The sequence below is a fragment of the Streptomyces sp. NPDC090032 genome (genome assembly GCF_044748025.1).
Taxonomy (GTDB): domain Bacteria; phylum Actinomycetota; class Actinomycetes; order Streptomycetales; family Streptomycetaceae; genus Streptomyces.
Map to the genome: position 1 here is coordinate 442414 of NZ_JBIVFF010000001.1, position 21107 is coordinate 463520.

Below are 21107 nucleotides of genomic sequence, written 5' to 3' on the forward strand. Positions count from 1 at the left end.
GAAGGGTCCACCGATGAGCCCCGACGGCGGCAGGCGCACACGACCGGGAGGCGCACATGACCGGCAGGCGCACGTGACATCGACCCACAGCCGCCCCACGGCCGCCGCGTAGGCCGGCCGGATGTCTGCCACCACCGGCCGCCACCTCGTCGAAGGTCCCCGCGTGGGCATACGACCCTTCGCGCTCGAGGACGGCGAAGAGTTCACGGCCAGGGCGCGGGAGAGCACGCGCCTGCACCACCCCTGGCTCTTCCCGCCCACCGCCGCCGACACCTACGCCGCCTACGCGGGCGCCCTCATCGACGACCCGACCCGTTTCGGATTCCTGGTGTGCGAGCGGACGGGCGACGAGGGCGGTGGCGGTATCGCCGGCTTCATCAACATCAACAACGTCGTCCGTGGCGGCTTCCGCTGCGGCGCCCTCGGCTACGGCGCGTTCGCGCACGCGGCGGGCCGCGGCCTCATGAGCGAGGGCCTCGGCCTCGTCGTCCGGTACGCCTTCGGGCCCCTCGGACTGCACCGCCTGGAGATCAACGCGCAGCCGGGCAACGAGGCGTCCATCGCGCTCGCCCGCCGCGCCGGGTTCCGCCTGGAGGGCTACTCGCCCGACTTCATCTTCGTTGACGGCGCCTGGCGCGACCACGAGCGCTGGGCGCTCACGCCCGAGATGCCCGGTGCTTCCGATTGACCTTCATCGTGTCCATGTCCGTCGCGGACGACTTCAGCGCACCGAAGCCGTACCCCTCACCCAGAGCCCTGAGTGACGCCTCGGCCCGCTCCTCGGCGAGCGCCTCAGCCATCTCCTCGCCGTCCTCGGCGTCCGACTCCACGACGAACCGGTACGAGAAGTGCTTGAGCACCCGGTCGTACGTGAGCGATCCCTCCGGCGTGAACTTCATCGACGCGAGCCCGTGCTCGTCGACCTCGGCGAGCAGCCGCTCGCGCGCTCCGTCCGCCAGACCGTCCCACGTGCCGCGGACGATGACCCGATAGGTGTGCTGCGTTCCCATCCGCGGAGAGTATCCCGGCGGGCCGAAACGCGCCTTTGCTTAATTCTGACCTGGAGAACCCCTGGTCAGCTCATGGGCGAGCCTGTTCCATGGTCGTCGGGGCACACCGCGTGCGGACGGCGGGCCCCGCGAACCAGGAGGCGGACTTGACGGACTCGCAGGCCGAGCGGACGACCCTTCGACGCGACGCACTGACCCTGCCCGGCGTGGTGGTGGGATCCCCCGATCCGTTGCCACCCTTGCGGCCCCTCGACGAACTGCACGAACTCGACGACCGCTCCAAGCAGGGCATGCCGCGCGACATGGCCCGCCAGATCGGCTACGAGAAGCTGCGCAGCGTCCTGCCGGAGCGGCTCAAGAACGGCTACGGGCGCGAGCGCGCCCCCGTCACCCTCGACACGCTCGTGATCGAGAACGACCGGCTGCGCGTCACGGTCCTGCCGGGGCTCGGCGGCCGTATCCACTCGATGTTCCACAAGCCCACCGGGCGCGAACTCCTCTACCGCAACCCGGTGTTCCAGCCCGCCGACTTCGCGCTCAACGGCGCCTGGTTCTCCGGCGGCATCGAGTGGAACATCGGCGCGACCGGGCACACCACCCTGTCCTGCGCACCCCTGCACGCCGCCCGCGTCACCGCGCCCGACGGCGGCGACATGCTGCGCCTTTGGGAGTGGGAGCGGCTGCGCGACCTGCCGTTCCAGGTGGACCTGTGGCTGCCCGCCGGATCCGACTTCCTCCACGTAGGGGTGCGGATACGCAACCCCCACGAACGGCCCGCGCCCGTCTACTGGTGGTCGAACATCGCTGTCCCCGAGGAACACCGCGTCCTCGCCCCCGCCGACGAGGCCTGGCACTTCGGCTACGAGCGCACCCTGCGCCGCGTCCCCGTCCCGGAGTCCGACGGCGTGGACCGCACCTACCCCCTGAGCGGCGAATACCCGGCCGACTACTTCTACGAGGTCCCCGACGGGCAGCGCCGCTGGATCGCCGCCCTCGACGACGACGGCCACGGGCTCGTACAGACCTCGACCGACCTGTTGCGCGGCCGCAAGCTGTTCCTGTGGGGCCACGGCGCGGGCGGACGGCGCTGGCAGGAGTGGCTGACCGAGCCGGACACGGGCGGCTACGCCGAGATCCAGGCGGGCCTCGCCCGCACCCAGCTGGAGCACGTACGCCTCGACGCCGAGGGCGAGTTCGCGTGGCTGGAGTCGTACGGACCGCTTTCCGCGGCGCCCGACGCCGTGCACTCCGCCGAGGACTGGGCGGCCGCGCGCGGCGAGGTCGAGGAGTGCCTCGAAGCGGCGCTGCCGAGGGCGGACGTCGACGCCGCGTACGAGGCCTGGCGACGGCACGCCGACGCGGAACCGGAGGAGTCGCTCGCGGAGGGCTCCGGCTGGGGCGCCCTCGAAGTGCTGCGCGGCGACTTCAAGCTGCCGGGCACCCCCTTCGCCGAGTCGACCCTCGGCCCCGCGCAGGCACCGTGGCTCGACCTCCTGCGCACCGGCTCCATCCCCGAGCCGCGCCGTGTCGGACCGCCCGGCCCCACGCTCGTCGCGCCGCACTGGCGGGACATGCTGGAGACGGCGCCCGCACAGCCGCTCACCGAGTACCACCTCGGCGTCGCCCAATGGCACGCGGGCGACCTGGCCCAGGCTGTACGCAGCTGGGAGCGGGGCCTCGAACTCGCCCCGTCCCTCTGGCCGTTGCTGCGCTGCCTCGCCGTCGCCGACCAGGAGGCCGGCCATCGTGAACGCGCCGCCGACCGCTACGCCGAAGCCTTCGACGACCTGTGCCAGGAGCGGCGTGACGACGGCGAGGCCTGGACGGCGGCCACCGCGGCGCTGGGCCGCGAGGCCATCGACGCGCTGCTCGCGGCCCGCCGCCCGGGACCGGCCCGCGCCGTCTGGGACCGGCTGCACGCCGCGACCCGCGCCCGAGGCCGCTTCCGGCTCGTCGAGGCCCGGCTCCTGATCGCCGAGGGCGACAAGGAGGCGGCACGGGCCGTGTTCGACGAGGGCTTCGAGGTCGCCGACCTGCGCGAGGGCTCAGAGACCATCGCCGAACTGTGGGCGCACCTCGCCGCACCGGGCGAACGGCTGCCTGCCCAGTACGACTTCAGCATGCGGCCCCGGGAATCCTGACCGGGGCGCGACGGAGCGGCCGGTCAGGGCAGCAGCTCGCCGTCCCTGGCCACCACCCGGCCCGCCCTGACCACCAGGTCACGCGCGGGCAGGTCCACCACGACCTGGGGCAGGCATTCGCCGCGCACCAGGAAGAAGTCGGCCGGTGAGCCGGGGGACAGATCCAGGTGGGGGAGGCCGACGACGCGGGCGCCGTCGTCGGCGGCCACACGGAAGGCGTCGGCCAACTCCTCGTCCAGGCGCGCCCCTTGGGCCTGCGCGAGCAGGTGCGCCCGGTGCAGCATGTCCGCGTTGCCGAACGGGCTCCACGAGTCGCGCACCCCGTCCGAGCCGAGCCCGACCCGCACCCCGAGCTCGCGCAGCCGGCGCGTCGGCAGGACCAGCGGGCGGGACGGCGCGACGGTCGTCAGGGAGATCCCCGCGTCCGCCAGCTCGGCGCCCATCCGGTCGAGTTCGGCCCCTTCGAGGCCCGGCACGCAGAACGCGTGACTGATGCTGACCTTGCCCTGGAGGGACAGTGCCCTGGTCCGGTCGACGATCGCGCGGACCGCCGTCAGGCCGGGCCCGTCCTGGTCGTGGAGGTGGATGTCGACACCCACGCCGTGCCGGTCGGCGATGCCGAAGACCAGGTCGAGCTGCGCGTCGAGCGCCTCGTCGAAGCCGATCGGGTCGATGCCGCCCACGATGTCGATGCCACCGGTGCGGGCCGCCTCCTCGAGGAGCTCCGCGGTGCCGGGCGCCCGCAGGACCCCGTGCTGCGGGAACGCGACGATCTGCACGTCCAGAGCGTCCCGCAGCGCCTCCCGCGCGGCGCCGACACCCTCGACCCCGGCGAGGCCGAAAGCGGGCGCGACATCGACGTGGGCCCGCATCGCCCGCGTGCCCCGGGTGACCGCGTGCGCCATCAGACGCTGCGCGCGGTCCTTGAGCGGCGTGGTCTGCGAGCGGTACAACTCGGCGTCCGCGGCCGCGAATTCGGCGATCCCCGACGCGGGCTTGCGTGACACCCAGGGCTCGCCCCACGCGGTCTTGTCCGGGTGGATGTGCGCGTCCACGAGGGTGGGCAGCGCGATCCGGCCGCCGCAGTCGACGACCTCGGCATCCTCGGGCGCCGGACCGTCGACGATCACCCCGTCGACGACCGTGAGGTCCACGGCTTCCGCCGCTCCGAGCGGGCGTACGTTCCCGAAGACGACGGCGCTCATACGGCGACCCCCGCGCGCACCACGCGCACCGGCTTCTTCAGCACGGAGATGTCGGCCAGCGGGTCGCCGGACACGAGGATCGCGTCGCCCGCGAAGCCGCGCGCGAGACGCCCCACCGTGCCGTCCAGGCCGAGGAGGCGGGCCGCGTTGACGGTGGCCGTGCGGATCGCGTCGAGCGCGGACAGGCCCGCCGAGTGCATCAGTTCGATCTCGCTGCCGATCGGCTCGACCTCGCCGCCCGACGAGTCCGTGCCGGACACGAGGGGCACGCCCAGCTCGTGCGCGGCGAGCGCGGCGGCCTTGAGCTTGGGCAGGTAGGTGCGGCCGCGCTCGTCGAGCACCGGGTTGCTGGACCCGATCATCCCCGCGATGGCGATCATCGTCGGCGTGAAGTACGTGCCCCTGCGGCGCATTTCGTGCAGGGTGCGCTCACCGACGAACGCGCCGTGCTCCAGCGACATGATGCCGGCCGTCACCGCGTCGTGGCAGCCCTTCTCGCTGTAGCTGTGGCACAGCACGCCCTTGCCGCCGCGCTTGGCGGCCGCGACCACCTCGGACAGCTGCTCGTGGCTGTAGACCTGGGCGAGCGGGTCCTGCTCGGGCAGGCCGGCGCGCTCGTTCACGCGCGTCTTGATGACGTCGGCGCCGCGGGCCAGGTTGACCTGGACGACCCGGCGCAGCGCCTCGGGCGAGCGCACGCCCTCACTGAGGCGGGCGAGCGGGGTGAGGTCCGGGTCGCCGAGCACCGTGTCGCCGAGGTCGGGCGTGACGAAGATGCCGGCCGCCCGCAGCCGCGGGGCGAGGTTCGGCGCCTGGCGGGCCAACTCCCGTACGGCGATGTCCTGGTAGAAGTTCGTCGAGCCGCTGCGCGCGCTGGTGGCGCCGAGCCGGACGGCCGTCTTCGCCTCGGCGGCGGTGTTCAGGTGGATGTGCGAGTCGACGAGTCCGGGCAGGACCCACTGGCCGCGCGCGTCGAGGACGGCGGCGCCCTTGGGGACGTCGACGCGGGACCGGCGGCCGGCCGCGCGGACGACGCCGTCGCGGATGACGACGACCGCGTCCTCGGTGACCTCGCCCGTCGCGGGGTCGAGGAGCGTGCCGCCGTCGATGACGAGGTCACCGCCGCGGGGGGCGCTGCCGGAGTGGGCGGCGGACGTGCGGGTCATCGGGGCGGCGGACGCGGCGGGCGCGGCGGCGAGGGCGGCCGTGGTGCCCGCCAGCGCGGCGGCACCCGCGAGCACGCCTCGGCGGGTCAGCCGGTTCGACGGCGGGGGGCAGTTCTCGACGCACATACGGGGGCTCCTCGGCGGACGGCGGGAGGGATCGGTTGGTCCGACATTTTGTATACCAAGAAGGAGGAGCGGGCAAGGAGGGGATGGTTCCGGTCGCGTATGACCTGGGCATTTGTCGGGAGATCCGACGGGCGTCCGGTCGGCCATTGCCGGTCGAGCGGGGCCTACGCGAGGCTGGTATACAAGTTGGCGCCACCGCCACCGCCACCGTGATCGCTCTCGTCGCCGAAGAGCGAGCGCAGTGCCACCGACCGGCTGTCGCGCACGTGCAGCAGCGTGCTCGCCGCGGCGGTCTCCTCGTCGCCCGCGACGATGTGCCGGAAGATCACCGCGTGCTGCGCCCGCATATGGGCGGGCTCCTCGCGCAGGCCGAACAGGAGCTGGAGCTGCCAGCCGAGCTGCTCCATGGTGCGCGCGAGAAGCGGGTTCCCTGACAGGGCCACGATGCCCTCGTGGAACGCGGTGTGCGCGGCCACTTCACTGGCTCCCTCGTCCGCCGCGGCCGCGCGTTCCGCCACGTCCAGCGTCCCGCGCAGCGCGCCGAGCCCCTCCGGCTCCCGCGGCGCCGCCCGCGCCACCCGCCGGGCCGCGAGCCGGGACGCCTGCACGGCCAGCGGTTCCCACACCTCGTAGAGATGCTCCACGTCCGCCCGCTCCAGCCGCCGCACGCGCACCCCGCTGTGCGGCAGGAGTTCGAGCAGGCCCTCGGTGACGAGCGAGCGCAACGCCTCCCGCACGGGGACGCGTGACATCTGGAGCTCCGCGGCGATCTCGCGTTCCACGAGCCGGGAGCCCTGCGGGTAGCGCCGGTCGACGATGCGCTCGCGGATCGCGTCCCGCGCGCGCGAGCCGAGCGGTGGCCGGGCCCCGCCGCGCTTCGCGGATTCCCCGGCCTCCCGGGTCTCCCCGGCGCCGCCGTCGCTGCCCGCCATGTCCACCGTCCTCGCTCCCGCGTGCCCCGGCGAGGATACGGGGCGGGCCCGCGGCCTCGCGCTAGGCCTGGGCCTGGCCCTGCCGGTCGGCGTACTCGAAGACCGAGCCGTCCGGGTGCATCGCGATCAGGTTGCGGCCCGCGGGCGTCGGGACCGGCCCCGCGAGGACGTGGGCGCCGGACGCGCTGAGGACGGCGTGGGCCTCGTCGACGTCCGGGACGGCGATCGTCGCCGAGACCTTGCGCAGGACGTCGATCTCCTCCTTCGGCCCGCTCATCAGGAGGAAGCAGCCGACCGCCGCGACGGAGACCCCGCCGCGCTCGAAACGCAGGGCCCGGCTGCCCGCGAGCCGTTCGTAGAACGCGACCGAGGACTCCAGGTCCTCGACGCAGATACGCAGCGTGGTTCCCAGGATCTCCATAGCGGGAAGGGTAGTTGGACCCGCGCGTACGCGTGATCGTTTCCGGGGATCGGGCAGGAACGGGTGGCGGGGCCCGCGCCACCGGCGGGCCGGCCGGCGGGGTCACCGAGTGATCGGCGGGCGCCGGGGCGCAGGCCCCCCATCGCTCAGCTCGCGGTGTCCTCGCGATCCGTCTTGCGGCACAGGATTTCGCCGTGCAGCACCGAGAACCAGGCGTCCGGCTGCTTCCCCCACCCCCGCCACGCCTCGGAGATCTCCTCCAGCTGTCCGGGCCTCGCGTGGCCGCTCCCCGTCGCGCGCTCGGCGTACGCGGAGGCGCGGGTGCGGTCGGCCCACAGGCCGCTCCACCAGCCGATCTCCTCGGGTGTGGAGTAACACCAGGTGGAGGAGGACGAGTTGATGTCGGCCGCGTCGAAACCGGCCTCCAGCGCCCAGGACTTGAGACGCCGGCCCGCGTCCGGCTCGCCGCCGTTGGCGCGGGCGACCCGCCGGTACAGGTCCAGCCAGTCGTCCATGCCCGGCGACGGCGGGTACCAGGTCATGGCCGCGTAGTCCGAATCGCGGACGGCGATGAACCCGGTGGGCTTGGTGACCCGGCGCATCTCGCGCAGGGCCTGCACCGGGTCGCCGACGTGCTGGAGCACCTGGTGGGCGTGCACGACGCAGAACGTGTCGTCCGGGTAGTCCAGCGCGTGGACGTCCGCCGTCGCGAAGTCGACGTTGGTCAGGCCGCGTTCGGCCGCCGTCGCCCTGGCCTGGTCGAGGATCCCCGCGGCCTGGTCCACGCCGGTGACATGCCCCTCGGGGACCAGCGCCGCCAGGTCGGCGGTGATGGTCCCCGGGCCGCACCCGATGTCCAGGATCTTCATGTGCGGCTTCAGCGAACCGAGCAGATACGCCGCCGAGTTGGCGGCGGTGCGCCAGGTGTGGGAGCGCAGCACGGACTCGTGATGGCCGTGCGTGTAGACAGCGGTCTCCTTCGGCATGGTGGACCCCTTCGCAGGAAAACGGTGAACGGTGAACCGTGAACGGTCGACCCCAGCGAGATCACCGTACGCCGCCATGCCGAATATTGAGATGGCCATCTCGCGATGTGGACTGGCTCGTGCCGTCACATCATGGTCAGCGGCCGGTACACGCGCAGCGCCTCGTGCTGCTTGTCGATGGTCAACTCCCGTCCACAAGGGCCCACTTCACCGTCGTAGGCCAGCTGGGTGCCGGGGCTGATGCGGTCCATGCGCAGCCGCGTGCGCCGGACCGCGGCATGGAAGGGGGAGCGGGACAGCGGCCCCGCGAACGCCGCGGCCAAGAGGCGTACGCCCGGCAGCCGGCCTCCGTGCACCACGCGTACGTCGAGCAGGCCGTCCGCGAGATCCCCCCGCCGGCCCGCCGCGAAACCCATGCGGCGGTACATGCAGTTCCCGGCGAAGACCATCCACAACGGCCGCTGCCTGCCGTCCAGTTCGGCCTGCAAGGGGTGGTCGCGGCGCAGCACGTGTGTGGCGGCCACCACGTCGGCGAGCCGCCCGCCGACCCGCCGCGACCAGCGCTCGCGTTCCTTCACCAGCTCCGGGTACACACCCAGGCTGAAGGTGTTGAGGAAGATCCCGGAGGTGGCGGACGACCGGAAGCGGCCGACGTCGACGGCCACGGCTTCGCCCGCCTCGACGGCCCGCGACAGATCGCCCGGCTCCTCGATCCCCAGGTCGTACGCGAAGTGGTTCAGGGTGCCGCCGGGGAGCACGGCCAGCGGCAGACCGTGGCGCAGGGCGACGCCCGCCGCGGTGTTCACCGTGCCGTCCCCGCCGCACACCCCGAGCGCCCGGGCCCCGGTCGCCGCCTTCTCCAGCGCGGCCGGCAGATCGGACCCCGAGGCCTCGACGATCTCGGCGTGCGGCAGCAGACCGCGCAGCGCCCGCGCCTGGTCCGGACTGCCCGCGCCGCTGTTGACCACCATCACCAGGCCCGCCCCGCCGGGCAGCGCCGGCACGTCGTCCACCAGGGGGCGGCCCGGCGAGGGCATCTGGTCGCGGGTCGGCACGAGGCCCCGTACCGCGAAGGCGGCGCCCGCCCCGAGCGCGGCGCCCGCGAGGACGTCGCCGGGGAAGTGCGCGCCCGTATAGACGCGGGACGCGGCGACGGAGAACGCGAGGGGCGCCACCAGCGCGCCCAGCGGGCGGGACTCCAGCGCTACTCCGGCGGCGAACGCGGCCGCCGAAGCCGCGTGCCCGGACGGGAACGACGTCGTGACCGGCTGCCGCTTCAGGCGCCGCACCAGCGGCACCGGGTCGAGCGCGGGCCGGGGCCTGCGGACCGAACGCTTGCCGAGCGTGTTGATCGTCGCGGACGCCACGGCGAGCGAGGCGACCCCGCGCACAGCCGCGCGGCGGGCCTTCGGCGAACCGCCCACCGCCAGCGCCCCCGCCACCGCGAACCACAGCACCCCATGGTTCGCGCTGCGGCTCAGCCGGGGCAGGACACGATCGCCGCCCGGCCAGTGCCGGCGCGCCGCGTACTCGAAAACGCGCAGGTCAAGGGCGGCGAGCCGGCCGCGCAGGCCGGGCCCGGCAGGGGGCGCGGTCCGCCAGGTCGTCAGATGGTCCAAATCAGCGCACATTGCGCACGTGTACCCGTCGTGGGAGCCCGCACCCACAGGGCGTGCCGAAATCGTTTTGCTCCTCACCCGGCCGGGCGCCCACAATGCGGACCATGGGACATCTGGAAGCCGCGCACCTCGAGTACTACTTGCCGGACGGGCGGGCGCTGCTCGGTGATGTCTCCTTCCGGGTCGGGGAGGGCTCCGTGGTCGCCCTCGTCGGGCCGAACGGCGCGGGAAAGACGACCCTCCTCAAGCTGATCTCCGGCGAGCTGAAGCCGCACGGCGGGACCGTCACCGTCGGCGGCGGACTCGGCGTGATGTCGCAGTTCGTCGGCTCGGTGCGCGACGAGACGACCGTGCGCGACCTGCTCGTATCCGTCGCGACCCCGAGGATCAGGGAAGTGGCGAAGGCCGTCGACAAGGCCGAGCACCTGATCATGACCGTCGACGACGAGGCGGCGCAGCTCGCATACGCGCAGGCCCTGTCCGACTGGGCCGAGGCGCGCGGCTACGAGGCCGAGACGGTCTGGGACATGTGCACCACGGCCGCCCTCGGCATCCCGTACGACACGGCCCAGTTCCGCGAGGTGCGCACGCTGTCCGGCGGCGAGCAGAAACGACTCGTCCTCGAAGCGCTGCTGCGCGGCACCGACGAGGTCCTCCTCCTCGACGAGCCGGACAACTATCTCGACGTGCCCGGCAAGCGCTGGCTGGAGGAGAAGCTGCGCGAGACCCGCAAGACGGTCCTGTTCGTCTCCCACGACCGGGAGCTGCTCGCCCGCTCCGCCGAGAAGATCGTCAGCGTCGAGCCGGGTCCCGCCGGCGCCGACGCGTGGGTGCACGGCGCCGGCTTCGCGACGTACCACGAGGCCAGGCGCGAGCGGTTCGCGCGCTTCGAGGAGCTGCGCAGGCGCTGGGACGAGAAGCACGCCCAGCTGAAGAAGCTCGTCCTCAACCTGCGGCAGGCGGCCGCGGTCAGCCACGAGATGGCGTCCCGCTACGCGGCGGCGCAGACCCGCCTGCGCAAGTTCGAGGAGGCGGGACCCCCGCCCGAGCCGCCGCGCGAGCAGGACATCACCATGCGCCTGCACGGCGGCCGCACCGGGGTGCGGGCCATCACCTGCAAGGGCCTGGAGCTGACCGGCCTGATGCAGCCCTTCGACCTGGAGGTCTTCTACGGCGAGCGGGTCGCGGTCCTCGGTTCGAACGGCTCGGGCAAGTCGCACTTCCTGCGCCTGCTCGCCGGGAACCCCGACGACACGGTCGCGCACACGGGGGAGTGGAGGCTCGGCGCGCGCGTCGTGCCCGGCCACTTCGCCCAGACCCACGCCCACCCCGAGCTCCAGGGCCGCACCCTGCTCGACATCCTCTGGCTCGACCACGCCAAGGACCGCGGCGCGGCGATGGGACGGCTGCGGCGCTACGAGCTGACGGCCCAGGCCGAGCAGAAGTTCGAGCGGCTGTCGGGTGGCCAGCAGGCCCGCTTCCAGATCCTGCTGCTCGAACTGGCCGGAGTGACGGCGCTCCTCCTCGACGAGCCGACGGACAACCTCGACCTGGAGTCCGCCGAGGCGCTCCAGGAGGGCCTCGAGGCGTTCGACGGCACGGTCCTCGCCGTCACGCACGACCGCTGGTTCGCCCGCTCCTTCGACCGCTACCTCGTCTTCGGCAGCGACGGCCGCCTGCGCGAGTCCGACGAACCCGTCTGGGACGAACGCAGGGTGGAGCGGGCGCGGGGGTGACGGACGCGCGCGGGACGGCCCGGCGCCGCCCCGCTGCCGCCCCGTCACCCGCTCGGCGCAGCCCGGCGACATCCTCCCCGCACCGCATTCCCACGTGCGCCCGCTCCCGGGCAGTGGGCGCCGTCCCTCCCGTACAGGCCGCGCGGGAGTGTGCGGCTCGGGAGAGGCTGTGGAGGGTATGAGGTGCCCGTGAGGTCCCGGGAGTGCGGACCGGCAGCGCGTGGAGGTGGCACATGCGGCGGAACGACCACGGGATCCTGGAGGGGCACGGGCCCCTCCGGTACGGGCCGCCGCTGCCGGACGACGGCCTCCCCGTGCTCCCCGAGCTGGCAGCCGCGGCCGCCGCCGCGGATCCGGCGGCCCCGGAACCACCCGGCGGCTCCCCCTCCCTCCTCGACGCCGCCTGCGGATACTGGCTGCGCCGCGGTCTTCCCACCGAGCCGGACAACACCGCCGCCGCGCCGGGCGGTGCCCCCCTGCTCCTCGCCCTGACCGCCGCGATCGGCGGCGACGTCCTGCTGCCCCGGCCCTGCCCGGCCTGGTGGGAGCCCCAGGCGCGGCTGCTCGGCCGGTCCGTCTTCCACGTGGCGACGCCCGCCGAGTGCGGCGGCGTCCCCGATCCGTACGCCCTCCTCGAAACCGTGCGCCGGGTCCGCGCCGAGGGCGGCGACCCGCGGCTCCTCGTCCTGTCCGTCGCCGACGACCCGACGGGGACCGTGCCGCCGCCCGAGATCCTGCACGAGGCGGTCGAGGCCGCCGCGCAGGAGGGGCTGCACATCGTCAGCGACGAGACCTGGCGCGACACCCTGCACCACGACCCGGCCCGCGCCACCGTCCTCATCGGCCCCGCCGAGATGCTGCCCGAGCACGTCACCGTCGTCACCGACCTCACCGGCGCCTACCTGCCGCCCGGCCTGCCCGCGGCCGTCGCCCGCCTCCCCGCCACCGCGCGCGGAGCCGCGCTGCGCGCCCGCGTCCTGGACATCCTCACCGCGCTCGGCGCCGTCCTTTCGGCCCCCGCCGCGGCCGCCGCGACGTACGCGCTCGGCGAGCCCGCCGGGATCACCGCCCGCCTGCGCGCCACGACCGCCCTCCACGCGCGCGTGGCCGCCGCCGTGCACCGCGCGGTGCTCCTCTCCGGCGGACTCGCCCGGCCGCCCGAAGCCGGCCGTCAGCTGTACGCGGACCTGGGCCGCCTGCGCCCCGCGCTCGCGGCCCGCGGCGTCGGCGACGCCCAGGACCTGGAGGACCGCCTCTCCGAGCGGCTCGGCATGCCCACCCCCGGCGGCCACCGCTTCGGCGACGGCCTCGCCGCGCTGCGGGTACGCCTGTCCACCGGCCCTTTCCTCGGCTCAACCCCGCAGGAGCGCATGACGTCTCTCACCACACCGGAACCTCTGGAATTGCCGCACGTGCAGCGGGCGTTGAGCATGTTGGAGTCGGCACTCGACGATCTCAGGGCCGACGTCAAGGGATGGGAGAGTCCTCGATGACGCAGCAGTCCGAGTCGACGGCACAGCGAGCTGATGCCCCCGCGTCCTTCGTGCCCCTCGTCGAGCCGAGGCCGCTCGGCGGGGGACGCACCTGGCCCAAGTCGTTCGCCGACCGCCTGACGGCGCCGCTGCCCGGACTGCGCGCCTTCGCCCGGTTCGCCAGGGAGGGCGCGCTGCGTCCGCCGCCCGAGGTCCTGACCGAGATCGCCGCCCTGCCGTTCGAGCCGGGTCCGCTGCCGTCCGTGGACGCCCGCACCGTCGCCGTCAGCTGGGCGGGGCACGCCAGTTGGGTGCTGCGCATAGGCGGCCTCACCGTGCTCACCGACCCGGTCTGGTCCCGCAAGATCCTCGGCACCCCGGCCCGCGTCACCCCGGCCGGCGTCGCCTGGAGCGCCCTGCCGCGCGTCGACGCCGTCGTCATCAGCCACAACCACTACGACCACCTGGACGCCCCCACCCTCAAAAGGCTCCCGAGGGACACACCCGTCTTCGTCCCCGCCGGACTCGGCCGCTGGTTCACCCGCCGCCGCTTCACCCGCGTCACGGAGCTCGACTGGTGGGAGGCGGCCGAACTGGACGGCGTGCGCTTCGACTTCGTCCCGGCGCACCACTGGTCCAAGCGCAGCCTCGTCGACACCTGCCGCACCCTGTGGGGCGGCTGGGTCCTCACCGACCTGGAAGGGCAGCGGGTCTACTTCGCGGGGGACACCGGATACGGCCACTGGTTCTCGGAGATCGGCCGCCGCTACCCCGGCATCGACCTGGCGCTCCTGCCCATCGGCGCCTACGAGCCGCGCTGGTGGCTCAAGGACGTCCACTGCGACCCGGAGGAAGCGGTGCAGGCCGCGCAGGACGTGGGCGCGCGCCGCATGGCGCCCATGCACTGGGCCACGTTCCTGCTCTCGGCCGAGCCCGTCCTCGAACCTCTCACGCGCGTACGGGCCGCCTGGCAGAAGGCGGGCCTTGCGCGCAAGGACCTGTGGGACCTGCCGGTGGGCGCCTCACGCGTGCTGACCGTCTGAGCCGTCCGCCCTGTCCCCGCGCAGCCGCCGCCAGGCGGCGGGCGCCGCGCTGATCACCAGCGTCAGGCCGACCGCCGCCACGACGCCCTCCCACGGCTCGCTGAACAGGGAGCCGCCGAGGATGCCGATGAGCTGATACGTCGCGGCCCAGGCCAGGCACGCCGGCACGTCGCCGCGCGCGAACTGACGCAGCGGCATCTTCGCCATCAGGCACGCCAGCATCACGGGGATGCGCCCGGCGGGCACCAGCCGGGACAGGACGAGCACCATCACCCCGTGATCGGCGAGCTTGTCCTGCGCGTGCGCGAGCCGCTCCTCGGGCGCCCGCTCACGGATCGCGGCCAGCCACTTGGAACCTTCCCCAAGCCCTCGACTGCGCTCGAGCAGGGGAGACCCCAACTTGGACCCCATCCCGCGCTGCCCCAGCCAGTACAGCGCCACATCGCCGAGGAACGCCGCGAACGCGGAGACACCGAACACGAGGAGCAGCGAGAACGGCGCCGTCTGATGGAAGGCGACCACGGCCGCCGAGCTGACGAGCGCCCCCGTGGGCACGACCGGCACGAGCGCGCCGATCACGATCAGCAGGAACAGCGACGGGTATCCGACGGCCTGCTGGGTGGACTCCGGCGGCGCGTGCGTCACCGCGGCGGCGAGCAGTTCGTGGCCCGCGCCACTGACCGGATTCACCTGGCGACCTCAGGCCGCACGCACTCGCCGTGACCGAGCAGATGCACCGCCACCTCGGGCGCCAGCTGGGCGGAGCGCCGCACGAACTCCTCGCCCGGCGTGTGGAATTCATGCGGTCGCACCGCGTCCATGCCGATCGGCCAGTACGTCCCGAAGTGCACGGGCACGGCGCTGCGCGGCGCGATCCGGGCGAGCGCCTCGGCGGCCCGGCCCGCGTCCAGATGGTGCGGCCCCAAATAGGGCCCCCACCCCCCGACGGGCAGCAGCGCCACATCCACGTCGCCCACCTCCTCCGCCATCGAGTCGAAGAGCCCGGTGTCACCGGCGAAATACGTACGGGCCTCGCCGCTCACCACGAACCCGAGCGCGGGGGAGCGGTGCGGTCCCACCGGGATGCGCCGCCCGTCGTGCGACGCGGGCACGGCGCGTACGACGAGGCCGCCCACCTTCATGCTGGTGCCCGGCTCGACCTCGGTGAGCCGCAGATGCGCGAGCTTGCGCAGGCCGGGCACCGCTCGCCGGGCCCCTCGCGGGAGCAGGACCCGGGTGCCGGGGGCGAGCCGGGCCAGGGACGGGACGTGCAGATGGTCGGCGTGCAGATGCGAGACGAGGACGAGGTCGGCGATGGCGGCCTCGGGCGGCGGGGGAGCCCCGCGGCGCCGGCGCAGATGGGCGAGGCGGCGCGTGAAGAGCGGGTCGGTCAGCACGCGGATCCCCGAGTCCTCGACCGTGCAGGTGGCGTGACCCCACCAGGTGATCTCCACCGGCACCTCCAGGACCTCCTCCGTGCGACTCCCCCCGAGCCTACGGGCAGGAGTATGGTCGTCGGGGAAACCGGAGGTGAGGGGGACACCATGGGTGAACCGGCGGAAGAGAGCGCGGCCGGCGCGGTCCGCGTCATGGCGATCGCCAGCCTGACGCCGCTCGAGGAGCTGGACGCCGACCCCTTCCTCGTGGACTCGCGCAGCCAGCACGCGATGTGCGCCCGCTGGGCCGCCGACCGGGGCTACGTGGTGACCAGAGAACTCCTCGTCCACTCACTGCGCTCCGACCACGACGTGCTGTGGGCGGACGTCGACGCGGGCCTCGTCGACCTGTTCGTCGCCCCGAGCGACCGGGTCCTGCGGGCCGCGCTGCGCTCCGTCGACGAGTTCACGGCCGAGTGCGAGCGCCGCGGCGTCCGTCTGGAGACCGCGGGTCTCGCGGAGCCCTCGTACGACGCGGAGATGAAGAAGCGCGTCCACCGCCGCATGTCGATGCCGACGGCCGGTTACGACGGCTGCTGAGCCGGCACCCCGGTCGTCCCGCCCCGCCCCGCTCCGGGCACTTGCGTTCGCGGTCAGGGGAAAACCCGGACGTATCACGCTCATATGACACGCTTGGTGCGGGCTCGACGAGGCGACGAGACGGCGAGGCGACCGGGCGACGAGAGGGTGAGCGAGGCGTGGGCGAGGGGCGTTGGCGGAGGTTCGCCGGCATGTGGTGGCGGCCGATCGCCGTGTGGGCGGTCAGCACCGTCACGATGCTCGTGCTCGCCGGGATCCTGCCGGACTTCCAGCTCCAGTCCGACAACGGCGACAGCGCCACCCGCATCGCCGTCACCGCCGCGCTCGGCGCGGGCGCCTTCGGCATCCTGTCCGCGCTGGTGTGGCCCCTCCTCGTACGCGCCCTGCTCCTGGTGCCCGCGCTCGTCCTCGGCCTCGTCGTGTTCTTCCTCAACGGCGGCCTGCTGCTCTTCGCCCTGGCCCTCGTTCCCGACGGCCGGGGCGAGGTCGCCCCCGAGACCGCCGTCGTCGTCGCCGCGGTGATGTCCGCGGTCGCGTCGGCCACCGGGGGAGCCCTCGCCGTACGCGACGACGACGCCTACCGCCGCCGCCTGTACCGCCTCGCCGACCGGCGCCGCCGCAGAGGGAGCACCGGAGCGGGACCGTCCACCCCCGGCACGGTCTTCCTCCAGCTCGACGGCGTCGGCCACGACGTCCTGCGCGACGCCGTGAACCAGGACGTGATGCCCACCGTCGGCGCCTGGCTCGCTGCCGGAACCCACCGCCTCACCGCCTGGCGCACCGACTGGTCCAGCCAGACGGGCGCCAGCCAGCTCGGCATCCTGCACGGCAGCAACTACGACGTGCCCGCGTTCCGCTGGTACGAGAAGGACACCCGCGAGATCCAGGTCTCCAACCGGCCCAGCAGCGCCGCCGAACTCCAGCGCCGCGCCATCGAGCACACCGGCGACGGCGGCCTGCTCACCCTGGACGGCGCCAGCCGCGGCAACCTCTTCAGCGGAGGCGCCGAACAGGTCGCCCTCGTGCTGTCCGTCGCGGCCCGCCGCGGCAAGGAGAACCGCTCGCGGGCGGGCTACTTCGCGTACTTCAGCGACCCGGCGAACGCCGTCCGCACCGCCCTGTCCTTCGTCGCCGAGGTCACCCGCGAGATCGGCCAGTCCACCCGGGCCCGCCTGACCCGGCAGCGCCCCCGCGTCGGCCGCGGCGGGCTGTACCCGCTCATCCGCGCCTTCGCGACCGTCGTGGAGCGGGACGTCGTCGTCGCCGCGGTCGTCGGCGACATGCTCGCGGGCCGCAGCGCGGTCTACGCGGACCTGGTCGCGTACGACGAGGTCGCCCACCACTCCGGACCCGTCAGCCGCGACGCCGAGAAGGTCCTCGCACGTCTCGACCGCTCGCTCGCGCTGATCGCGAAGGTCGCCGAGCACGCCCCGCGCCGGTACCGGATCGTCGTCCTGTCCGATCACGGGCAGAGCCCCGGCGAGACGTTCCGCGCCCGCTACGGGCTCGGTCTCCAGGACCTCGTCCGGGCGGGCTGCGGACTGCCCGTGCCGCGCAAGGCCCGGCGCACGCACAGCGGCGCCGAGGCCCGCGCCGCCGTCAGGGCCGCGCTGCGCAGACCGGTCGAGGAGGGCGGCGAGAAGCACCGCCTGGCGTCGCGCCGCTCCGAGCCGATCGTGCTCGCCTCCGGCAACCTCGGTCTGGTCTCCTTCCCCGACGTGCCGCACCGCATGAGCAAGGAGGAGATCGACGCCCGCCACCCGGCGCTCCTGACCACCCTCGCCAACCATCCCGGCGTCGGCTTCCTGCTGGTGCGCAGCGAGGAGCACGGTGCCGTCGTCCTCGGCGCGCGGGGCGCCGAGATCCCCCTGGCCGACCTCGACGAGAGCCCCGGGCCCCTGGCCGACTTCGGCACGCACGCCGCCGACGCCGTCCGCCGCACCGACTCCTTCCCGCACACCGCCGACATCATGGTGAACTCCTGGTACGACCCGGCCGAGGGTGAAGTGCTCGCCTTCGAGGAGCAGATCGGCTCCCACGGAGGCCTCGGCGGCGCACAGGGACACCCGTTCCTGCTCGCCCCGGCGGTGTTCTCGCCGCCGGTCGCACAGGGCGCCGAGCTGGTGGGCGCGCAGCAGGTCCACCACGTGCTCCGCCGCTGGCTGCGCGAGGGCTGCGGCCCCCAGGTCCCGCTGGACAAATTCCGGCACGAACCCGCCCCAGACGCATCATTTACGGCCGCGACGGTCACTCCGCAGGACGAATCCGCCTGATTTTGAACGGTGTGTGCCGGGGGCCGACCATGGGACGTCGCCCGGCGATCCCGGTCGGCGCCCGCACGAGAGAGGCGCACCACCCCATGCCCCACACCGGAACCGTGACGAAGCCGGCTCCGGCCCCGCAGCACGAAGAGCTCCCCAGCAAGCACGCCCGCCGCTTCGGCCTCCCCGTCGCCACCGCCCTCGTGATGGGCAACATCATCGGCGGCGGCATCTTCCTGCTCCCGGCCTCCGTCGCCCCCTTCGGCACCATCAGCCTCGTCGCGTTCGGTGTCCTGACCGTCGGGGCCATCACCCTCGCACTCGTCTTCGGCCGCCTCGCCCGCCGCCATCCGCAAACCGGTGGACCGTACGTCTACGCCCGCGAGGCCTTCGGCGACTTCGCCGGGTTCCTGGCCTCCTGGTCGTACTGGATCACCACCTGGGTGTCGAACGCGGCGCTCGCCGTGGCCGCCGTCGGCTACCTCGACGTGCTCCTGCCCATCCACGGCTCCACGTTCTGGACCATCGTCGCCGCGCTCACCGTCCAGTGGCTGCCCGCCCTCGCCAACCTCGCGGGCACCCGCTACGTCGGCGCGGTGCAGCTCGTGTCGACCGTCCTGAAGTTCGCGCCGCTGCTCCTCGTCGCCGTCGGCGGCCTGTTCTTCTTCGACGCCGACAACCTCGGACCGTTCCGGGCGAGCGGCGACTCCTCGCTCGGCGCCGTCTCCGCGTCCGCCGCGATCCTGCTCTTCAGCTACCTCGGCGTCGAGTCCGCCTCGGTCAGCGCCGGCGAGGTCCGCGACCCCGAGCGCAACGTGGGCCGCGCCACCGTCCTCGGCACGGGCCTCGCCGCCCTCCTCTACCTGCTGTGCACGCTCGCCGTCTTCGGGACGGTCTCCCACAACCGGCTCGTCGACTCCAGCGCGCCCTTCTCCGACGCCGTCAACGCCATGTTCGGCGGCACCTGGGGTGGCACCGCCGTAGCCATCGCCGCCCTCGTCTCCATGCTCGGCGCCCTGAACGGCTGGACACTCCTGAGCGCCCAGACGCCGTACGCCGCCGCCAAGGACGGCCTGTTCCCCGCGGTGTTCACCAGGAAGAAGCGCGGCACCCCGACCGCCGGCGTCCTCGTCGCCGTCACCCTCGCCTCGCTCCTGACCGTCTACAACTACACGGCGGGCTCGGCCGGGGTCTTCGAGACGCTCGTCCTCGTCACCACGTTCACGGCGACCGTCCCCTACCTCCTGGCGACCGCCGCCCAGATCTACTTCCTGCTGTCCGGGCAGGGCCACCGTGTCAGCGGCCCGCGCCTGGCCCGCGACATGGTGCTCGCCCTCGCCGCGTTCGGCTTCTCCCTGTGGCTGGTCGGCGGCGCCGGATACGCGGCCGTCTACCAGGGCGTCCTGTTCCTCTTCGTCGGAGTCCTCGTCTACGCCTGGATCGCGGCCCGCAAGAAGCGCACCGCCGCGGACGCCACCGACTGATCGGTGCCCCGTGTGCATTGCGGCCATAAGCGGTCCGGGTGTGGTCGGATGGTGCCCAACGCCCCGACGGGCACCCGACTGAAGGGAATCACCGTGGCTACCACGCGCTCCGCGCACACCGTGTGGGAAGGCGATCTGCTCAAGGGGAGCGGCGTCGTCACCTTCGACTCCTCCGGCATCGGCGAGCAGGCCGTGTCCTGGGCCTCCCGCGCCGAGCAGGCCAACGGCAAGACCAGCCCGGAGGAGCTGATCGCCGCCGCGCACTCCAGCTGCTTCTCGATGGCCCTGTCCAACGGCCTGACGACCGGCGGCAACCCGCCCACCAAGCTCGTCACGTCGGCGGACGTCACGTTCCAGCCGGGCGAGGGCATCACCGGCATCCACCTCACGGTCGAGGGCACGGTGCCCGGACTCGACGAGGCCGGATTCACCGCGGCGGCCGAGGACGCCAAGAAGAACTGCCCGGTGAGCCAGGCGCTCACCGGCACCACGATCACCCTCACGTCGAAGCTCGCCTGACGGCGCACGCCCAGCCTTCACGTGCCGCGGTCCCGCGACGACGGGGCCGCGGCACTGCTGTCACCACGCGGCACTGCTGTCACCACGCGCCGCGTGTCAGAGCGAGGCGCGCGTCTTCCGCAGCAGTTCCACCGTGCGCTCCGCGGACGCCGCCTGCGCCGCGATGTGGTCGAGCACCTCCAGATGGGTGCCCACCTCTTCCCGGCCGTCCAGATAGAGCGCGCCCGTGACGTACTCGCTGAAGACCATGTCCGGCAGCTCCCGCACCGGGAACCGGAACAGCGTGAACGGGCCGAACGTCCCCGGGTGCGGGCCCGCCGCGAACTCGGCTATCTGGAGCGTGACTTGAGGCAGTTCGGTCGCCTCTATGAGCCGGTCGAGCTGATTGCGCAGCACCTTCGGACCGCCCGGCGGCCTTCGCAGCACCGTCTCGTCCATCACGACCCACAGATGCGGCGCGTCCTCCCGGGTCAGCAGCGCCTGCCGGGCCATCCGGAGCGTCACATGGCGTTCGAGGTCGTCGGGGTGCGTGCGACCGACGGTGCCCGCGTCCAGGACGGCCCGCGCGTACTCCTCCGTCTGCAGCAGTCCCGGCACGAAGTGCGGCTCGTACGACCTGATGATCCCGGCCGCGCTCTCCAGGCTCACGTACAGGCTGAACCAGTCGGGCAGGATGTCGTGGAACCGCTGCCACCAGCCCGGAAGATTGGCTTCCTCGGCGAGCCCGACGAACGCCTCCGCCTCCTGCTCCGGCACCCCGTACAGTTCCAGGAGCATCTGTACGTACGGGATCTTGAGGGCGACCTCCGCGGTCTCCATGCGGCGTATCGTCGCGCCGGTGACGCGCAGCGCGCGGGCGGCCTCGTCGCGGTTGAGTCCGGCCGACTCCCGCAGCTCGCGAAGGCGTCTGCCCAGGACCACCTGACCCACGGTCGGCGCGGGCCGCCGTTCACTCACGTCACGTCTCCCCACGTGCCGGGCGGCGAGCGGATTCGGGAGCCGATTGGCTC

18 protein-coding genes and 1 pseudogene are annotated in these 21107 nt (G+C 73.5%); 9 read left to right on the forward strand and 10 right to left on the reverse strand.

Features of this window, described 5'->3' with window-relative positions; translation table 11 throughout:
* The first annotated feature begins 121 nt into the window (after positions 1-121).
* Positions 122-688 (forward strand): GNAT family N-acetyltransferase, encoded by a 567-nt coding sequence (locus tag ACIPWY_RS01950; RefSeq protein WP_401532037.1) that lies wholly within the window; start codon positions 122-124, stop codon positions 686-688.
* On the opposite strand, the gene ACIPWY_RS01955 is transcribed toward ACIPWY_RS01950, so the two are convergent.
* Positions 657-1010: a DUF6204 family protein gene (locus ACIPWY_RS01955; protein WP_401532038.1), complete on the reverse strand. Its 354-nt coding sequence runs from the start codon at positions 1008-1010 to the stop codon at positions 657-659. The genes ACIPWY_RS01950 and ACIPWY_RS01955 overlap by 32 nt on opposite strands.
* Positions 1011-1156: 146 nt before the next feature.
* Between ACIPWY_RS01955 and ACIPWY_RS01960 the strand changes: the two genes are divergently transcribed.
* Positions 1157-3151 carry a DUF5107 domain-containing protein gene (locus tag ACIPWY_RS01960; protein ID WP_393699868.1) on the forward strand — a complete coding sequence of 665 codons (1995 nt, stop codon included), beginning with the start codon at positions 1157-1159 and terminating at the stop codon, positions 3149-3151.
* A gap of 23 nt (positions 3152-3174) precedes the next feature.
* On the opposite strand, the pseudogene ACIPWY_RS01965 reads toward ACIPWY_RS01960, so the two are convergent.
* From ACIPWY_RS01965 to ACIPWY_RS01990, 6 genes and pseudogenes are all read right to left on the reverse strand, one after another.
* Positions 3175-4389: pseudogene (locus tag ACIPWY_RS01965) on the reverse strand (amidohydrolase); the annotation flags it as partial.
* Positions 4353-5648 carry an amidohydrolase family protein gene (locus ACIPWY_RS01970; RefSeq protein WP_362901606.1) on the reverse strand — a complete coding sequence of 432 codons (1296 nt, stop codon included), beginning with the start codon at positions 5646-5648 and terminating at the stop codon, positions 4353-4355. The gene ACIPWY_RS01970 and the pseudogene ACIPWY_RS01965, both read right to left, overlap by 37 nt.
* 164 nt (positions 5649-5812) lie before the next feature.
* Positions 5813-6580: a GntR family transcriptional regulator gene (locus ACIPWY_RS01975; RefSeq protein WP_401532039.1), complete on the reverse strand. Its 768-nt coding sequence runs from the start codon at positions 6578-6580 to the stop codon at positions 5813-5815.
* A gap of 61 nt (positions 6581-6641) precedes the next feature.
* Complete coding sequence (locus ACIPWY_RS01980) at positions 6642-7001, reverse strand: VOC family protein (protein ID WP_362901610.1); 360 nt, start codon at positions 6999-7001, stop codon at positions 6642-6644.
* Between the two features lie 146 nt (positions 7002-7147).
* Positions 7148-7987 (reverse strand): class I SAM-dependent methyltransferase, encoded by an 840-nt coding sequence (locus ACIPWY_RS01985; RefSeq protein ID WP_393699861.1) that lies wholly within the window; start codon positions 7985-7987, stop codon positions 7148-7150.
* Positions 7988-8112: 125 nt separating this feature from the next.
* The gene (locus ACIPWY_RS01990) at positions 8113-9618 is read right to left on the reverse strand and encodes a phosphatase PAP2 family protein (protein ID WP_362901614.1); all 1506 of its coding nucleotides are present in this window, start codon (positions 9616-9618) and stop codon (positions 8113-8115) included.
* A gap of 92 nt (positions 9619-9710) precedes the next feature.
* Here ACIPWY_RS01990 and ACIPWY_RS01995 point away from each other — a divergent pair, with 92 nt between their 5' ends.
* From ACIPWY_RS01995 to ACIPWY_RS02005, 3 genes are all read left to right on the forward strand, one after another.
* Positions 9711-11342 carry an ATP-binding cassette domain-containing protein gene (locus ACIPWY_RS01995; RefSeq protein WP_362901616.1) on the forward strand — a complete coding sequence of 544 codons (1632 nt, stop codon included), beginning with the start codon at positions 9711-9713 and terminating at the stop codon, positions 11340-11342.
* 233 nt (positions 11343-11575) lie between these two features.
* Positions 11576-12835, forward strand: coding sequence for an aminotransferase class I/II-fold pyridoxal phosphate-dependent enzyme (locus ACIPWY_RS02000; RefSeq protein WP_393699858.1), 1260 nt, complete (start codon positions 11576-11578; stop codon positions 12833-12835).
* Positions 12832-13857, forward strand: a complete 1026-nt coding sequence (locus ACIPWY_RS02005) for an MBL fold metallo-hydrolase (protein ID WP_362901620.1) — start codon at positions 12832-12834, stop codon at positions 13855-13857. Before ACIPWY_RS02000 ends, ACIPWY_RS02005 begins: the two co-directional genes overlap by 4 nt.
* On the opposite strand, the gene ACIPWY_RS02010 is transcribed toward ACIPWY_RS02005, so the two are convergent.
* Both ACIPWY_RS02010 and ACIPWY_RS02015 read right to left on the reverse strand, forming a co-directional pair.
* Positions 13837-14547 (reverse strand): DedA family protein, encoded by a 711-nt coding sequence (locus ACIPWY_RS02010; protein ID WP_401532040.1) that lies wholly within the window; start codon positions 14545-14547, stop codon positions 13837-13839. The two genes, ACIPWY_RS02005 and ACIPWY_RS02010, sit on opposite strands and share 21 nt — an antisense overlap.
* Positions 14544-15317, reverse strand: a complete 774-nt coding sequence (locus ACIPWY_RS02015; protein WP_401532041.1) for an MBL fold metallo-hydrolase — start codon at positions 15315-15317, stop codon at positions 14544-14546. Before ACIPWY_RS02015 ends, ACIPWY_RS02010 begins: the two co-directional genes overlap by 4 nt.
* A gap of 84 nt (positions 15318-15401) precedes the next feature.
* Between ACIPWY_RS02015 and ACIPWY_RS02020 the strand changes: the two genes are divergently transcribed.
* The 4 genes from ACIPWY_RS02020 (at position 15402) to ACIPWY_RS02035 (ending at position 20097) form a co-directional block, all read left to right on the forward strand.
* The gene (locus ACIPWY_RS02020; RefSeq protein WP_362901624.1) at positions 15402-15833 is read left to right on the forward strand and encodes a hypothetical protein; all 432 of its coding nucleotides are present in this window, start codon (positions 15402-15404) and stop codon (positions 15831-15833) included.
* A gap of 191 nt (positions 15834-16024) precedes the next feature.
* Positions 16025-18106 (forward strand): phage holin family protein, encoded by a 2082-nt coding sequence (locus ACIPWY_RS02025; RefSeq protein WP_362902058.1) that lies wholly within the window; start codon positions 16025-16027, stop codon positions 18104-18106.
* A gap of 86 nt (positions 18107-18192) precedes the next feature.
* Complete coding sequence (locus tag ACIPWY_RS02030; protein ID WP_393699850.1) at positions 18193-19578, forward strand: amino acid permease; 1386 nt, start codon at positions 18193-18195, stop codon at positions 19576-19578.
* 93 nt (positions 19579-19671) lie between these two features.
* Positions 19672-20097, forward strand: a complete 426-nt coding sequence (locus tag ACIPWY_RS02035) for an OsmC family protein (protein WP_393699848.1) — start codon at positions 19672-19674, stop codon at positions 20095-20097.
* Between the two features lie 96 nt (positions 20098-20193).
* Here ACIPWY_RS02035 and ACIPWY_RS02040 read toward each other — a convergent pair whose 3' ends face one another.
* Positions 20194-21054 (reverse strand): helix-turn-helix transcriptional regulator, encoded by an 861-nt coding sequence (locus ACIPWY_RS02040; RefSeq protein WP_362901630.1) that lies wholly within the window; start codon positions 21052-21054, stop codon positions 20194-20196.
* Positions 21055-21107: the final 53 nt, after the last annotated feature.

What these genes read in the sequence shown, in the direction of transcription:
- ACIPWY_RS01950 (WP_401532037.1), top strand. Translation starts at nt 122, where the DNA reads ATGTCTGCCACCACCGGCCGCCACCTCGTCGAAGGTCCCCGCGTGGGC.
- ACIPWY_RS01955 (WP_401532038.1), bottom strand. Translation starts at nt 1,010, where the DNA reads ATGGGAACGCAGCACACCTATCGGGTCATCGTCCGCGGCACGTGGGAC.
- ACIPWY_RS01970 (WP_362901606.1), bottom strand. Translation starts at nt 5,648, where the DNA reads ATGTGCGTCGAGAACTGCCCCCCGCCGTCGAACCGGCTGACCCGCCGA.
- ACIPWY_RS01975 (WP_401532039.1), bottom strand. Translation starts at nt 6,580, where the DNA reads ATGGCGGGCAGCGACGGCGGCGCCGGGGAGACCCGGGAGGCCGGGGAA.
- ACIPWY_RS01980 (WP_362901610.1), bottom strand. Translation starts at nt 7,001, where the DNA reads ATGGAGATCCTGGGAACCACGCTGCGTATCTGCGTCGAGGACCTGGAG.
- ACIPWY_RS01985 (WP_393699861.1), bottom strand. Translation starts at nt 7,987, where the DNA reads ATGCCGAAGGAGACCGCTGTCTACACGCACGGCCATCACGAGTCCGTG.
- ACIPWY_RS01990 (WP_362901614.1), bottom strand. Translation starts at nt 9,618, where the DNA reads ATGTGCGCTGATTTGGACCATCTGACGACCTGGCGGACCGCGCCCCCT.
- ACIPWY_RS01995 (WP_362901616.1), top strand. Translation starts at nt 9,711, where the DNA reads ATGGGACATCTGGAAGCCGCGCACCTCGAGTACTACTTGCCGGACGGG.
- ACIPWY_RS02000 (WP_393699858.1), top strand. Translation starts at nt 11,576, where the DNA reads ATGCGGCGGAACGACCACGGGATCCTGGAGGGGCACGGGCCCCTCCGG.
- ACIPWY_RS02005 (WP_362901620.1), top strand. Translation starts at nt 12,832, where the DNA reads ATGACGCAGCAGTCCGAGTCGACGGCACAGCGAGCTGATGCCCCCGCG.
- ACIPWY_RS02020 (WP_362901624.1), top strand. Translation starts at nt 15,402, where the DNA reads ATGGGTGAACCGGCGGAAGAGAGCGCGGCCGGCGCGGTCCGCGTCATG.
- ACIPWY_RS02025 (WP_362902058.1), top strand. Translation starts at nt 16,025, where the DNA reads ATGTGGTGGCGGCCGATCGCCGTGTGGGCGGTCAGCACCGTCACGATG.
- ACIPWY_RS02030 (WP_393699850.1), top strand. Translation starts at nt 18,193, where the DNA reads ATGCCCCACACCGGAACCGTGACGAAGCCGGCTCCGGCCCCGCAGCAC.